This window comes from Leptotrichia sp. oral taxon 223, assembly GCF_013394795.1.
Lineage (GTDB): Bacteria > Fusobacteriota > Fusobacteriia > Fusobacteriales > Leptotrichiaceae > Leptotrichia.
In genome coordinates, this window is the sequence record NZ_JABXYU010000001.1 from 1,911,276 (window position 1) to 1,925,818 (window position 14,543).

The 14,543-nt window shown below is 32.9% G+C and carries 16 protein-coding genes; all 16 read left to right on the top strand.

The annotated features are described in order from the left end of the window. The 16 genes from recA (at window position 1) to HW275_RS09160 (ending at window position 14,521) form a co-directional block, all read left to right on the top strand. Window positions 1–1,155, top strand: coding sequence for a recombinase RecA (gene recA / locus HW275_RS09085; RefSeq protein WP_178936214.1), 1,155 nt, complete (start codon window positions 1–3; stop codon window positions 1,153–1,155). Then, window positions 1,145–1,753 (top strand): regulatory protein RecX, encoded by a 609-nt coding sequence (locus HW275_RS09090; RefSeq protein WP_178936215.1) that lies wholly within the window; start codon window positions 1,145–1,147, stop codon window positions 1,751–1,753. Before recA ends, HW275_RS09090 begins: the two co-directional genes overlap by 11 nt. A 21-nt stretch (window positions 1,754–1,774) precedes the next feature. After that, on the top strand, window positions 1,775–2,521 hold the full coding sequence (locus HW275_RS09095; protein ID WP_178936216.1) for a 1-acyl-sn-glycerol-3-phosphate acyltransferase: 747 nt from the start codon (window positions 1,775–1,777) through the stop codon (window positions 2,519–2,521). 49 nt (window positions 2,522–2,570) lie between these two features. Next, window positions 2,571–3,164: an XTP/dITP diphosphatase gene (locus HW275_RS09100; protein ID WP_178936217.1), complete on the top strand. Its 594-nt coding sequence runs from the start codon at window positions 2,571–2,573 to the stop codon at window positions 3,162–3,164. A 112-nt stretch (window positions 3,165–3,276) separates the two neighbouring features. After that, window positions 3,277–3,798 carry a hypothetical protein gene (locus HW275_RS09105; protein ID WP_178936218.1) on the top strand — a complete coding sequence of 174 codons (522 nt, stop codon included), beginning with the start codon at window positions 3,277–3,279 and terminating at the stop codon, window positions 3,796–3,798. A 13-nt stretch (window positions 3,799–3,811) separates the two neighbouring features. Then, window positions 3,812–4,393 carry a hypothetical protein gene (locus tag HW275_RS09110; RefSeq protein WP_178936219.1) on the top strand — a complete coding sequence of 194 codons (582 nt, stop codon included), beginning with the start codon at window positions 3,812–3,814 and terminating at the stop codon, window positions 4,391–4,393. Window positions 4,394–4,438: 45 nt separating this feature from the next. After that, a complete protein-coding gene (gene alr / locus HW275_RS09115; protein WP_178936220.1) occupies window positions 4,439–5,605 on the top strand; it encodes an alanine racemase in 1,167 nt (388 codons plus the stop codon). Between the two features lie 273 nt (window positions 5,606–5,878). Continuing rightward, a complete protein-coding gene (locus HW275_RS09120; protein WP_178936221.1) occupies window positions 5,879–6,208 on the top strand; it encodes a DUF2628 domain-containing protein in 330 nt (109 codons plus the stop codon). 265 nt (window positions 6,209–6,473) lie between these two features. Further along, a complete protein-coding gene (pepT, locus tag HW275_RS09125) occupies window positions 6,474–7,715 on the top strand; it encodes a peptidase T (protein ID WP_178936222.1) in 1,242 nt (413 codons plus the stop codon). Between the two features lie 3 nt (window positions 7,716–7,718). Then, on the top strand, window positions 7,719–8,231 hold the full coding sequence (locus HW275_RS09130) for a type IV pilus biogenesis/stability protein PilW (RefSeq protein WP_178936223.1): 513 nt from the start codon (window positions 7,719–7,721) through the stop codon (window positions 8,229–8,231). 17 nt (window positions 8,232–8,248) lie between these two features. Continuing rightward, window positions 8,249–9,259: a M48 family metallopeptidase gene (locus HW275_RS09135; protein WP_178936224.1), complete on the top strand. Its 1,011-nt coding sequence runs from the start codon at window positions 8,249–8,251 to the stop codon at window positions 9,257–9,259. A 51-nt stretch (window positions 9,260–9,310) separates the two neighbouring features. Further along, complete coding sequence (gene fabG / locus HW275_RS09140; protein WP_178936225.1) at window positions 9,311–10,060, top strand: 3-oxoacyl-ACP reductase FabG; 750 nt, start codon at window positions 9,311–9,313, stop codon at window positions 10,058–10,060. Window positions 10,061–10,284: 224 nt separating this feature from the next. Continuing rightward, window positions 10,285–11,760: an IMP dehydrogenase gene (gene guaB, locus HW275_RS09145; RefSeq protein ID WP_178936226.1), complete on the top strand. Its 1,476-nt coding sequence runs from the start codon at window positions 10,285–10,287 to the stop codon at window positions 11,758–11,760. A 29-nt stretch (window positions 11,761–11,789) separates the two neighbouring features. Beyond that, entirely contained in the window at window positions 11,790–12,377 is a 588-nt protein-coding gene (locus tag HW275_RS09150; protein WP_178936227.1) for a viral A-type inclusion protein, read from the top strand. Between the two features lie 235 nt (window positions 12,378–12,612). Further along, a complete protein-coding gene (rpsB, locus tag HW275_RS09155) occupies window positions 12,613–13,398 on the top strand; it encodes a 30S ribosomal protein S2 (protein WP_178936228.1) in 786 nt (261 codons plus the stop codon). 169 nt (window positions 13,399–13,567) lie between these two features. Beyond that, entirely contained in the window at window positions 13,568–14,521 is a 954-nt protein-coding gene (locus HW275_RS09160; protein WP_178936229.1) for a lipopolysaccharide assembly protein LapB, read from the top strand. The last annotated feature ends 22 nt before the right edge of the window (window positions 14,522–14,543 follow it).

The window sequence follows — 14,543 nt, forward strand, 5'->3', positions numbered from 1 at the left end:
ATGGCTAGAAAAAAAGCAGAAGAAAAAGAAAAAGATGATAAGGGGCTAAGCGAAAAGGAGAAAATGCTTAACTTGGCACTGAAGCAGATTGAAAAGGATTACGGTGAAGGTGCTATAATGAAGCTTGGAGAAAATCAGAAAATGAATATTAGGGCTATTTCTACAGGAAGCTTGAATCTGGATATAGCACTTGGAATTGGTGGAGTGCCGAGAGGAAGAATTGTTGAGATTTATGGGGCGGAGTCTTCCGGGAAAACAACGCTTGCACTTCATATTATTGCAGAAGCGCAGAAGGCTGGAGGAACTGTGGCATTTATTGATGCGGAGCACGCTCTGGATCCAGTTTATGCAAAGGCTCTTGGAGTAAATATTGATGAACTTTTAATTTCACAGCCTGATACAGGGGAGCAGGCACTGGAAATTTCCGATATGCTTGTAAGAAGCGGGGCGATGGATGTAATTGTTGTGGATTCGGTTGCAGCGCTTGTTCCAAAAGCTGAAATTGAAGGAGAAATGGGAGATCAGCAAATGGGGCTTCAAGCAAGGCTTATGTCAAAAGCGCTTAGAAAACTGACTGGAAACATTTCAAAATCTGATACAGTTATGATCTTTATTAACCAAATAAGAGAAAAAATTGGTGGATTTTCATTCGTTCCTGGAGTGCAGACAACGACTTCCGGAGGGCGTGCGTTAAAATTTTTCTCAACTGTTAGAATGGAAGTGAAAAGGGTAGGTTCTGTTAAGCAGGGCGATGACGTTGTTGGAAGTGAAGTTGTAGTGAAGGTTACTAAAAACAAAGTTGCGCCGCCATTTAAGGAAGCTAAGTTCAGTGTTATGTATGGAACTGGGATTTCGAGAGTTGGGGAAGTGCTGGATGCGGCAATCAATCTTGGAATTGCCTCAAAGAGCGGAGCATGGTTCAGCTATGGAGATGAGAGGCTTGGGCAAGGGCGTGTCAACGTGGAGAATATGCTTAAGGAAAATGCAGAATTATACGGAAGGCTTGAAAAGCAGGTGCTTGAAGCAATTGCTGCAAATGGAGGGACTACTGAAAAAAAATCATCTAAAGGTAAAAAATCTGACAAGTCTGAGGAACCGGTAGAAAATGATGCGAGTAATGAAAATGAAGAAGTAGCGGAAAATAATGAAGATTAATAAAATTTATCGAAATAAAATATATCTTGATACTGGGGAAATTATGGATATAAGCCCGCTTATAAGGCAAAAATATGATTTGAAGGTAAATGATGACATTGAGAGGTTTTATGATGAGATTTCGTATGAAGCCTCTCTTGAAAAAGGTATTTTTTTAATTTCATTAAAAGACAGGACAAAAAAGGAAGTGCGGTTAAAGCTGGAAGAAAAATATCGAAATAAATCAGCCATTTTACGAGCGATAGAAAAACTGGAGGAATTTGGATATCTGAATGACTTGAACTATGCGATGTCGTATATTGAAAGCAGGACTTATGGCAAGAACCGTATCTCCTACAACCTTTTTCAAAAGGGAATTGACAGAAGTACAGTTGAAAAAGCGTATTTGGCTTTGGATGAGGAAAAGGAAGAAAATGTTGACGATACAAAGCTGGAAAAACTGATTGAAAAAAACAGTAAAAAAATCAATGTGAGTAACAGACGGGACGAAAAAAAAATGAAGGAAGAGCAGAAACTTATACAATATCTGGCAAGACAAGGTTTTTCTCTAGATAAAATCTTTAAAAAATTAAAAGAGTACAAGGAGAATTATGAATAAATAGCAAGGGAGGAAAAAAGCATGAGAACCATATTTTACCATCTTGTGTTAGTAGGAACTTTTATTTATGGGAGTGTTGTCCACATATGGTATTTAATATTCAATAAAGGTGAAAAAAGATACCGATATGTGTGCAGAGTAGCCAAAAACTGGGGGAAAAATCTAATCTGGGGAGCTGGAAGCAAAGTAAACGTTATTTACAAAAATGGTAGCGAAGAAGAAATAAAAAAAATACGGGAAACAAACGAGGCAGTCATATTAATTTCAAATCATCAGAGCAACGTGGATATTCCTGCATTACTTGGGTATTTTCCGCTTGATTTTTCATTCATTGCAAAGAAGGAAATGAAAAGATGGCCTGCAATTGGACGTTGGATGCGTTCCTTTGATTGCATATTTCTGGATAGGAAAAATGCAAGACAGGGGATGAAGGATATGAAAGATGCGATAAGTAAAATAAAAAAAGGACATTCCTACGTAATTTTCCCAGAAGGCAGCAGAAGCGAAGACGGTACGATTGGAGAATTTAAAAAAGGAAGCTTCAAACTTGCAACTGATACAGATGCAAGAATTGTGCCTATTACAATTGTAGGAACTTATGAGGTGCAAAGCAGAAAAAGCCTGAAAGTAACTTCAAACAAAAATATAAAAATTATTGTGGATAAACCTGTGGATTTGAAGGAAATGTCAAGGGAAGAAAAAAAAGATGTTCACAATATTGTAAATAGAATTATAAAAGAAAATTATAAAAAAGAAAAAAATCTTTAGGTGGGGGTAAAATATACCCCTATTTTGCGTAGGAAAGGGAAGTGATGCGATGAAAGTATTTTTAGCGACGAAGAATAAGGGGAAAATAAAAGATTTTGAAAAGCTGACGGAAGGAATGGACTTGGAAGTTGTAACAATTTTGGATGGGCTGGATATTCCTGATGTTGTGGAGGATGGGAAAACTTTTGAGGAAAATTCGCAGAAAAAGGCAAAGGAAATTGCAGACTACACAAATATTGTAACTGTTTCAGATGATTCAGGGCTTTGCGTAGATGCTCTGGATGGAGCGCCAGGAGTTTATTCGGCAAGATTTGGAGGAGAGAATGCGACTGACGGCGAAAAGAACCAGAAAATGTTGGAACTTCTGAAGGACGTGAAAAAAGAAAATAGAAAAGCACATTTTGTGTCTGTTGTAAGTATTGCCTTTCCAAATGGTGAAATTCATTCGTTTCGTGGAGAAATAGAAGGTGAAATCTTATTTGAAGCACGAGGTAACAATGGATTTGGCTACAATCCAATTTTTTATTCATATGAATTAGAAAAATCGTTTGGAGAAGCAGATGACGAGGAAAGAAAAAGTGTGAGCCATAGGGCAAGGGCATTTAGAAAGCTCATTGCGTCAGGGCTTTTGGAAGAAAAGTGAATATTAATTGTTTTTCAGACTAAAAAATAGATTTAGGTAAATTATAAATTTTGATTTCAGTTTTTAATATTGTTTGTTAAATTTAAAAAAGGCTAGAAAGGAGCTGTTTATCATGGAAATTACTAATGAAAAAATTGAACTTAACGGATTAATTCACAAGGGAGTGGATAAAATTCTGATATTAATGGCGATATTGTCTATTGTTTATGGAGTAGCGTTTACTTTGCTGGAAAAAATTCAAGTTGTAAGGACTATTTCAGCATTTCTGCCAGTTGCTGCCATTGTTGCCTGGATTCTGTTTATTTTTTTGAGAATTGACAAGTTAAAAGTTGAAAATGGAACAGTTTCATTGAATGGAGAAAATATAGATGGTAAAAATACGACAGGATATATGGATAAATATGTGGGTACACCAAGACTGCACTTGACATTAAATGGAGAAAAAATTTTATTTGAACCGTATGTAAACCGTTACAGCAGAAGCGACACTTCAAATAAAATCACAGCAATAGGATTTTTCCTGAAGGAAAAGGGAATACCTGAAATACAGTACCAAAAAATTTATCGTAAAATCCTGCTTTTAAGATTAGTTATCATTTTGGGAATAATGGCTCCATTAATAATAACAGTTTAGGAGGTTTGTAAATATGTTAAGAAAAATGGTGAAAGCAAGCGTTGTGCTGATTATAGCAAGTTTAGGGGTAATAGCATATCCATCTGATAACGATAATGGCAAAGCTGCTGCTTCTTATAGTCAAAAAAAAGCATCTCAGATTGACAATGGAGCCGCCGAAGCCGCAGAAAAGTTCATTAATAAATATCTTGCTTCAGAAGACTTTGATAAATGGCTAAAAAATGCTCCAGTCACGTCCAGGTTTAGAAATGAAATTAAGGAACGTTCTCATGTACTAAGCATATCAGAACTATTGCTTGGAGAAAGAATAAAAATGGAAGATTTAAGTGCGAAAGACAAGAAGCTCTTGAAAAAATATGGAGGAGTCGAATACGATCCTGTATTAGGTTTGATAATTTTAGACTTAAGGAAAGAAGAAAGTGAATTTAAAGTAAAAAGCTTTGACAGTAAAACAGGAATTATTGTTTTAAAAGACAAATGGGAAAAAGAATTTTTAACAGGGACAGGAAATAAAGGACATCAGGGTGGACAGGAAATTACTCTGAAAATGTTAAAAGTAAAGGGAAAATGGCTAGTTGACGGCATAATATGGTAATAATCCATCCTGTTATTACAAAGATAAGGAGAATAAAATTAAAAAATGCTGGTAAATCTGGAAATAAACAGGAAAAATCTGGAAAAAAATCTGGGAAAAATCCGTTCCATAAATAAAAATATCATTTGTGTAATCAAGGACAACGCTTACGGACTCGGAATTGAAAATATTTTTCCTATATTGCTTGAAAATAGCTGTAATTATTTTGCGGTTGCGTATATTGAGGAAGCGATAAAAATTCGTGAAATTCTAAAAAATTTTGAAAAAGAAAAAAAACTGGATTTTTTGAAAAATAGACAAATAAAAATAATGGCACTTAACTATATTGAGCCTGAAAACTTTAAATATGTGATAGAAAATAATGTTGAAGTGACAGTTTTTAATTTCTTGCAATTATATGACTATCTAAAAATTCTTGATAAATCTTTTGAAAACACAGCGTTAAAAATTCATATAAAAGTAAACAGCGGAATGAATCGGCTTGGATTCAATGAAAGTGAAATTTTGAAATTAATTGAGGTAATAAAAAAATATGAAAAAAATCATAAAAACAATAAATTGGAAATAATCTCGATTTTTTCTCATGTTTCAGATGCAGAAAATCAAATTGAAACAGAAACGCAAGTTGAAAAATACGAAAAAATTATAAAAATATTTGACAAAAGTGATGTGAAATATCAATACAAGCATTTACAGGCAAGTCCATTACTTTTTAAATATAAAGAAAAGTACAACTATGATTTTGCACGTGTAGGAATGGCACTTTACGGAATGGAGCCTTTGTCTTATGATACAGGATTAGCGGATGTGATAACAGTAAAATCGCAAATTATAAACATAAGAAATGTGAAAAAAAATGATAAAATTTCCTACGGAAGCAAAGGCATTGTGAAAAGGGACTCTAAAATAGGCATTGTATCAGTGGGTTATGCACATGGATTTCAAAAGCAGATTGAAAATTCATTGCAAGCGTATGTTTTGGTAAATGGGAAGAAGGCAAAAATTATCGGAGAAATTTGTATGGATATGATTTTTGTTGACTTGACAGATATAGAAAATGTGAAAGTGAACGATGAAGTTGTAATTATTGGAAGTCAGAAAAATATTGAAAATGAAATTACTGAAAAAATAACATTGAGGCAAGTGGCAAAGTGGGCTGGGACAATACAGGACGATGTGCTGACTAAGTTTTCGGCAATAAAAAAACAGTAGATTGATTTGAAAGTTAAATCTTTTTACTGTTTTATCGCATTTTATACTATTTTCTGTTTAAATAGTGGAAATCAAAACAAAAAAAATCATGAAATTAAAGCCGTTTTTTACAAGATTATTAAATTAATTATTATAGAATTTTATTTCCATTTTTCAAATTGGGAATAAGTGAGCTACTATAATAAAACTATAAATGAAGTTAATGAAAATTTGCAATTTTAATAAAAATATGATTTAATTAATAAAATAATCTAAAAAATGGAGGCTATTTTTATGGCAATAGCGATTGTAGAAAATAATGGCTTGAGAAAAGAAGTAAAATTAGGATTCTCATGGACGACATTTTTTTTTGGATGGTTTGTGCCTTTATTTAGAGGTGATAAGGAGGAGGCGATTATGTTTTTGATAACTGGATTTTTAGCGGGAATTATTGGTAGCTTTACTTTTGGACTTGCAACAATCGGATATCGTGTTCTTATTGGATTAAAATATAATCGAATGTATGCAAAAACTCTAATTGAAAAAGGATGGGAACCAGCAAGCGAAAGTGATAAACAGCTATTGATTTCAAATGGTGTAATTATGACTAGCAGCAACGAATAATATTATTACAAATAATAAAAATATGACTCAAGAAATTGTATTAACTTATAATTACTTGAGTTTTTTATTTATTATAAAGTTAATAAAATTAGTAAAATAATATCAAAAGTTAGTGATAATTTAGCTGGTTGTTTAATATTATACGTATAAATATTAAAAAAATTAGATATATTCGTAAATTCTTTAACTAGAACATTGAAAAAAACTGTAAAAAATTGTAAAATAAATTATAAGTAAAAAAATATAGAGAAAGTAGGGAAAGTAAATGGATTTAAACAAATATGAAGCACTTAAAGAGAGATTTTTGAAATATGTTAAAATTGAAACTAGATCGGATGAGAAAAGTGAGAGTATCCCATCAACACCGACACAGCTTGAATTTGCCAAGATGCTTGTAAAAGAGCTGGAAGAAATTGGACTGGAAAATGTGTATGTAAATGAAAATTGCTTTGTTAATGCTACTTTGAAAAGTAATGTTGAGAAAGATGTGAAAACTGTTGGATTTATTGCACATATGGATACTGCTGATTTTAATGCAGTTAATGTAAATCCACAGATTGTGGAAAACTATGATGGGAAAGATATTGTTTTGAATAGGGAGCAAAATATTGTGCTTTCTGTGGACGAATTTCCTAATTTAAAGGATTATGTTGGGAAAACTGTAATTACTACTGATGGAACAACACTTCTGGGAGCTGATGACAAGGCTGGAGTTGTGGAAATTATTGAGGCTATGAAATATCTGATTAACCATCCAGAAATTAAGCATGGGACAGTAAAAATAGCGTTTGGGCCTGATGAGGAAATTGGGCGTGGAGCGGATAACTTTAATGTGGATGAATTTGGGGCGGATTTTGCTTATACAATGGATGGCGGACCTGTTGGAGAGCTTGAATATGAGAGTTTTAATGCGGCTGGAGCTGTATTTAAAATAAAAGGTAAAAGCGTTCATCCAGGAACAGCCAAAGGAAAAATGATAAATGCAAGCTTAATAGCGGCAGAAATTATAAACAGTTTTCCAGCAGATGAAGTGCCTGAAAAGACAGAAGGATATGAAGGATTTTATTTTCTTGAAAAAATCCGTGCAAATTGTGAAGATGCTGAATTATCATATATTTTAAGAGATCACGACAAACAGAAGTTCGAAGAAAAAAAGAAATTTGCTGAAAATATTGCAAAAAAAATTAATGAAAAATACAAAAAAGAATTAGTAACAGTTGAAATAAAAGATCAATATTACAACATGGGCGAAATTATAAAAGATCACATGGAAATCGTAGAAATAGCCAAAAAAGCGATGGAAAACCTTGAAATAAAGCCAATAATCAAGCCAATCCGTGGTGGAACAGACGGCTCAAAAATCTCCTTTATGGGACTTCCAACACCAAACATTTTCGCAGGTGGAGAAAATTTTCACGGAAAATACGAATTTGTGGCGTTGGAAAGTATGATTCTGGCAACTGATGTAATTGTGGAAATAGTGAGATTGAATGCCAAAGGAGAGTAAGAAATGCGGAAGGCAGCACTAAAAACTTATCTGTATGAAATAATTTTTATATTAGTTTATAAATTAAGTATGGACATATTTTTGAGAGTGTCTTATTTTGTATATTTTTTATTATGGATATTGTTAGTAATAATAATGATATATTTATTTCCGTATTTAATACTATTTTTGATAGGAAATCATTATTTATTTGTTAAATTAGATCCTGAAAAGTATATTTTAATAGTAGAAAAAATGTACAAAATTTTTAAAATTAATATTATGAAAGATTTTAACAGAAATAATTTATCAGTTTGTTATTGGCTGCTAAACGAGAAAGAAAAAGCATTAAAGTATTTAAATGAAATAAAAATAACTAGATTAACGTTGCCAATAATAAAGTTCAATTTAGCTAAGGCGTATGAAGAGACTGGGAACTTTGAAAAAGCAATCGAATTTTATAAAGAAGTAGCTGAAAAAGGGAATAAACTTTATATGGGGAAAGTTGCACAGGAGAAAATTTTGGAACTAAGTTAATAGAAGGAGTGATGAGAATGAAAAAAATTTTATTGGTGAGTTTTGTTTTATGCAGTTTTTATGGATTTTCAGCAAAAGCGAGCGTTCAGAGGAGCAGCAGTTTAAAAAGTGAAAATAAAGCTGGGAAAAATATTGGGGAAATGACTATAAAAGATACGATTAAGGAAATTAGTGAAAATGATGGAAAAAGATTTGAAGAGATGGATTTGGAAAAAAAAGAGAAGAAGGAAATTATGGATTTGACTTTGAAGGAACTGACTGAACTTGGGATTAATAAGAAATCCATTGAAACTACGTTTAAGGCGATGGAAGAAGAAAAAGACTATGAAAAAAGAAGGAAACTGTTTTTGCAGGCAATAGAGGAAGACAAGAAAAATTATTTGCCATATTATTATTTAGCACAGGAGGCGGATAATATCAAAGTTGCGATGGAATATTATAAGGATGCGATTAAGGCTAATCCGAAAAATCCGATGGCTTATACCAATCTTGTGGCAAGATATGGACAGGCAGGGATGAAAAAGGAGCAACTGGAGCTTGCTAAGAAAATGATAACGTTGTTTCCAGAGTTTCCAGAAGGATATTATTCAATAGCTGCAATAGATTTTCAAAATAAAAATTACTCGGATTCGATAAAATATGCAGAACTGGCGATAGAAAAATATGATAAAATGAAGAAAATGGATTATTCTTATGTGACAGAATCGGCAAAAAACAGATACAAAGCGGATGCCTATTATCTTGTATTTTTAAATTATATTCAAATGAAAAAGTATGACGAGGCATTTGAAGGTTCTAAGGAAGCGTATATTTTTATGGCGCAGCATGATAATGACTTGAGATTTCAAATTTATAACATGCTTGTTGATATTACAGAAGAGATGAAGGATAAGGCGAAATATAAGAAATATATTTCAAATTTAAATGGATTAAGATTTGCAGAAGAGCTGGTAAAAGCGCATAATGAAATAAAAAGTGGAAAAACTAGCAATAAAGTTATAAAATTCAGTCCTTTAAAGGCAGATTAGATTTAAAAATAAAATATATAAAATAAAAAAATAAGAAAGGTGATGGTTGGAATGTTTGATTTAGCTGGGGAAGTTGCGCTTGTTACAGGCGGAGCAAAAGGTATTGGAAAAGGAATTGCAAAAGCGTTGAAACAGGCAAGGGCAAAAGTTCTTATTGGAGATATTGACAAGGAAAAAGGAAAAGCGACGGCAAGTGAACTGGATGGGGAATTTTACTATCTTGACATTACAGATAGAGATCAGGTTCAGTATATTGTTCAAAGTATTTATGAAAAATATGGGAAATTAAGCATTCTCTGTTCAAATGCGGGAATTTTTCCGCAAGCAAGTATTGAAAATATGACAGAGGAGGATTGGGACAAAGTTCAGAATATAAATCTGAAAGGGACATTTTTTGTGGCACAGGCGGCGCTTAAATATATGAAAAAGCAGAGTTATGGGCGGGTAATACTGACTTCTTCGATTACAGGGCCTATTACAGGTTTTTCAGGATGGGCGCATTATGGAGCCAGCAAGGCTGGACAGCTGGGATTTATGCGAAGTGCGGCATTGGAATATGCAAAATATGGAATTACAGTTAATGCCATTCAGCCAGGAAATATACTGACAGAAGGATTAATACAGGCTGGAGAGGAATATATGAGAAAAATGAAGGAGATAATCCCTGTTTACACTTTAGGAAAGCCTGAAGATATTGGATATGCGGCTGTTTTTCTGGCAAGTCGTGAAGCGGGCTTTATTACAGGGCAGACAATAATCGTGGATGGAGGGCAGGTATTGCCTGAAACACCGGATATGTAGAAAATTTAAAAATTTTCATATGATTATACTTAGTTTATATTTGGAAGAATTATAAAAAAATCTTTAAAAAAAGGTATTGAAATTATGACTTGTTTTGTGATAAAATAATATAATTTAAAAATGAAAAAAGCAATACAGAAGAGCTTAGTTTTATAAAATTTTCTCTTGATTTGCTAAATTTCCAGAACCGTGAACTTGAGAATAAAATAAGGAGGATATTGAAAATGAGTCAAAAAGACAAAATTGTAATTTCTGAAGGATTAACTTTTGATGACGTGCTGCTAATTCCGCAAGCATCAAACGTAGTACCGCACGAAGTATCGTTAAAAACAAATTTAACTAAAAAATTGGTGTTAAACATACCAATACTTAGTGCCGCAATGGACACAGTCACAGAATCAAAACTTGCAATTGCACTTGCAAGAGAAGGTGGAATTGGATTTATTCATAAAAATATGACTATCGATAGACAGGCTGAGGAAGTATCAAAGGTAAAAAGGTATGAAAGCGGCATGATTACAAATCCGATTACATTGAAGGAAGATGCTATTTTAAAAGATGCAAATGACTTGATGAAAAAGTATAAAGTTTCGGGACTTCCTGTGGTTGATGACGAAGGGAACTTAAAGGGAATTATTACTAACCGTGACTTGAAATATAGGGAAGACTTATCATTAAAAGTTACAGATATTATGACAAAGGAAAATTTGGTAACAGCGCCTGTCGGAACAACTCTTGAAGGTGCAAAATCCATTCTTTTGGAAAATAGAATTGAAAAGTTGCCAATCGTGGAAGGCACTAAATTAAAAGGCTTGATTACAATTAAGGATATTGACAATGTTATAAATTATCCTAATGCCGCAAAGGATGAGCATGGCAGACTTCGAGTAGGGGCAGGAGTTGGAATTGGAACTGATACAGTGAGAAGGGTTGCAGCATTAGTAGAAGCAGGAGTTGACATTATCGCTGTTGATTCAGCGCATGGGCATTCAATTGGAGTTATCAGGAAAATAAAGGAAATTAGGGAGGCTTTTCCTGAACTTGACATTATTGGAGGAAACATCGTAACCCCAGAGGCGGCGCTTGACTTGATAGAGGCAGGAGTAAATGCAGTTAAAGTTGGAGTAGGGCCAGGTTCAATCTGTACAACCAGAGTTGTGTCAGGAGTTGGAGTGCCACAAATTACAGCTGTGATGAATATTGCGGAAGTTTGTAAAGGCAAAGGAATTGGACTTATTGCCGATGGTGGAATAAAACTGTCTGGAGATGTTGTAAAAGCGATTGCGGCTGGAGCGGACTGTGTTATGCTTGGCGGAATGCTTGCGGGAACTGACGAGGCGCCAGGAGAAGAAATTTTGTATAACGGAAGAAAGTTCAAGACTTATGCAGGAATGGGTTCGCTTGCGGCAATGAAGAGAGGAAGCAGTGATAGATATTTTCAGCTTGAAGCGGCAACAGAGAAATTAGTTCCAGAAGGAATAGAATCAATGGTTCCCCACAAAGGCGCATTAAAGGACACAGTTTATCAAATTTGCGGTGGACTCCGTTCTGGAATGGGATACTGCGGAACGCCTACAATAGAAGATTTGAAGGAAAATGGAAAATTTGTAAAAATAACAGGGGCAGGGCTTAAGGAAAGTCATCCGCATGATGTTATAATTACAAAGGAAGCGCCTAATTACAATAATTCAAATAATTAAAAATAAAAGGAATTGGTGAAGAAATGAGAATGAATAAAGTAAAAAGAATAGCACTTTTATCAGTATTGGTGTTGGGAATAAGTGTTTTGTCCTATTCCTATGAAGATTATTATCAAAAAATTTATACAGTAAAAATCTCTAAAAATGACTTGTTCAAAATTGTAAATGCGACTAAAAATCAGCAGAAAAAATTGTCAAAAATATTTGATGAATATCAGAAAAAAGCTGAAGGAGTAGAAAAGGACTTAGTCCAGTTTGAAGGGAAAAAAGCTAAAATTGGTAAAATAGAAGAAGATAGATACAGGGCAATTGCAAGAGTCTTGTCAAATGAACAGCTGGAAGCCTATAATTCTTATATAAATTCCCAAAAGAACTTGTTTAACGAAAAAAATGATAAAGTTAAAAACTTTATTGACAGCATGGATTTATCAAATGAGCAGAAATCACGTATCTTGAAATATGAGCGGGATTTTAAAAGGGAAGTTGATAAATTAAAGAATCAAAGACTGACAGAAGAAAATTTTATTGCAAAATATCAGGAATTGCAGCAGGAAAGAAACGAGAAAATGCGTACAGTTCTGCTGGATGATCAGGTAAAGCTGATAGAAAATTTTTAGAGTATTGACAAAAGTTATAAAAAAATGTTAAAATACAACGATTAATCACACTTTGTATTGTTTAGAGATAGGGTGTTGCAATTTTACAGTTTATTTTTCAAAAAATTTTTTTATTTAATTGAATTAAATTGGAAAAATAAATAAAAAGACTAACTGAAATAAAAAGTGAAAATTACAATCTGTCTTTTAAAGAAAAGTGGGAGAAAAACCAAAAAAATTTAGGAGGAAAAACGTAATGGCAGTAATTACAATGAAACAATTATTAGAAGTAGGAGCACATTTTGGACATCAGGCAAAAAGATGGAACCCTAAAATGAAACCTTATATTTTTACAGAAAGAAACGGAATCCACATCTTGGATTTACACCAAACTTTAGGAGCAACTGAAGAGGCTTACGAATTTGTAAGACAAATTTCTGAAGAAGGTGGGAAAATATTATTTGTAGGAACTAAAAAACAAGCTCAGGAAGCAATCAAAGAAGAAGCAGAAAGAGCTGGAGGATTTTATGTAAACCACAGATGGCTAGGTGGACTTTTAACTAACTTGGAAACAATCAAAAAAAGAGTAAAAAGATTAAAAGAACTTGAAGAAATGGACGCTGACGGAACTTTAGACGAAGCATATACTAAAAAAGAAGCTGGATTATTAAGAAAAGAAATGGCAAAACTTTCTAAAAATATCGGTGGAATCAAAGAAATGAACACTTTGCCAGCTGCAGTGTTCGTAGTTGACATCAAAAAAGAATTCTTAGCATTGGAAGAAGCTAAAAAATTAGGAATTCCTGTAATCGCATTAATTGATACAAACGTAGATCCTGATTTAGTAACTTACAAAATTCCAGCAAATGATGATGCTATAAGATCAGTAAAATTATTTGCACAAGTTATTGCAAATGCAGCAATTGAAGGAAACGGTGGAATTGAAAATGTTGTTGAAGGAGCAGAAGTAGAAGTTCCTGCAAATGAAGAAATCGTTGAGGAAGTAGTAGAAGAAGTTATCGAAGAAACTCCAGAAGCATAATTGAATTTAAATTGTGTTGGAGTTTAGAGATAAAGTAAGGAAAATAATCAAATAAAAACAATAGGGGAATAAAACCATTCCCCTGTTCTCGTAAAAATAGTAATTAAAAAATTAAAAGAATAAACTCATATTTCTATTGGTTAAGAAATAAAAAAAAGGATGGGAAATGATGAAGAAAGTTTTAATCGGATTATTTTTGGTAGCAAGTTTAAGTGTTCTAGGTGCAAATGCAAAAAAACAGAATACAGCGAATATTGCAAATGCAAATACTGCAAAACATGAAAAATATCCTATAGATCATGAAATAACTTATGTAGAAGGGCATTATGAAATAGATCCTGAATATGAAAATGTGTACTCAAAAGAAAAAAAAGAGTTTAAAGATAAGTCAATAACTTATATGAAGAAACAAGACTATAAAAGTTTAGTCGAACTATTCAAAAAATATATTGAAAAATATCCAGATGATGCTTTTGGTTATGAAACTTTAGGTACGACATATGCGTCAATGGATAATTTTAATGAAGCAGAAAAGTATTATTTAAAAGCTATCGAGCTTGGTGATACTGATACAGGTAAATATTCTTTGGCTCTTTTATATACTGATGGAGATTTAAATAAAGATAAGAAAAAAATAGAACTTGGTGAGAAATACATCAAGGAATTGGAAAATGAAGGATTTAAATCGCATTACAGCCTTAAAGATCTTAGAAATACTAAAAATTTAGCATTAGTGGGAAATGCCTATGCAATATTAAGATTAGCAGCTTTTTATAATAACTATGGAAATCATAAGCCTGCTGAAAAATATGCAACAGAGTTTTTGGAATTTGACAAGGAAAATGTTCAAAACTTGAACATATTGAATGAAGCATATATTGCTCAGAAAAAATATGCAGAAGCCGAAAAATTCTTTTTACCACTTGCTCAAAAAGGAAATGCACAGGCACAATACCTTTTAGCGCTTGGGTATTATTATACTGAAAATCTTAGACAAGCGGAAAGCTGGGCGAAAAAAGCATTGGCAGAAGCTGAAAAAAGAAAACATTCAGATAATACTAAAGCAGTAAAAGAATTATTGAGTCTAATAAATTCAAAATCAAAAATGCAAAATAAAAAATAATTAAAAATATAGGAGGAAAATA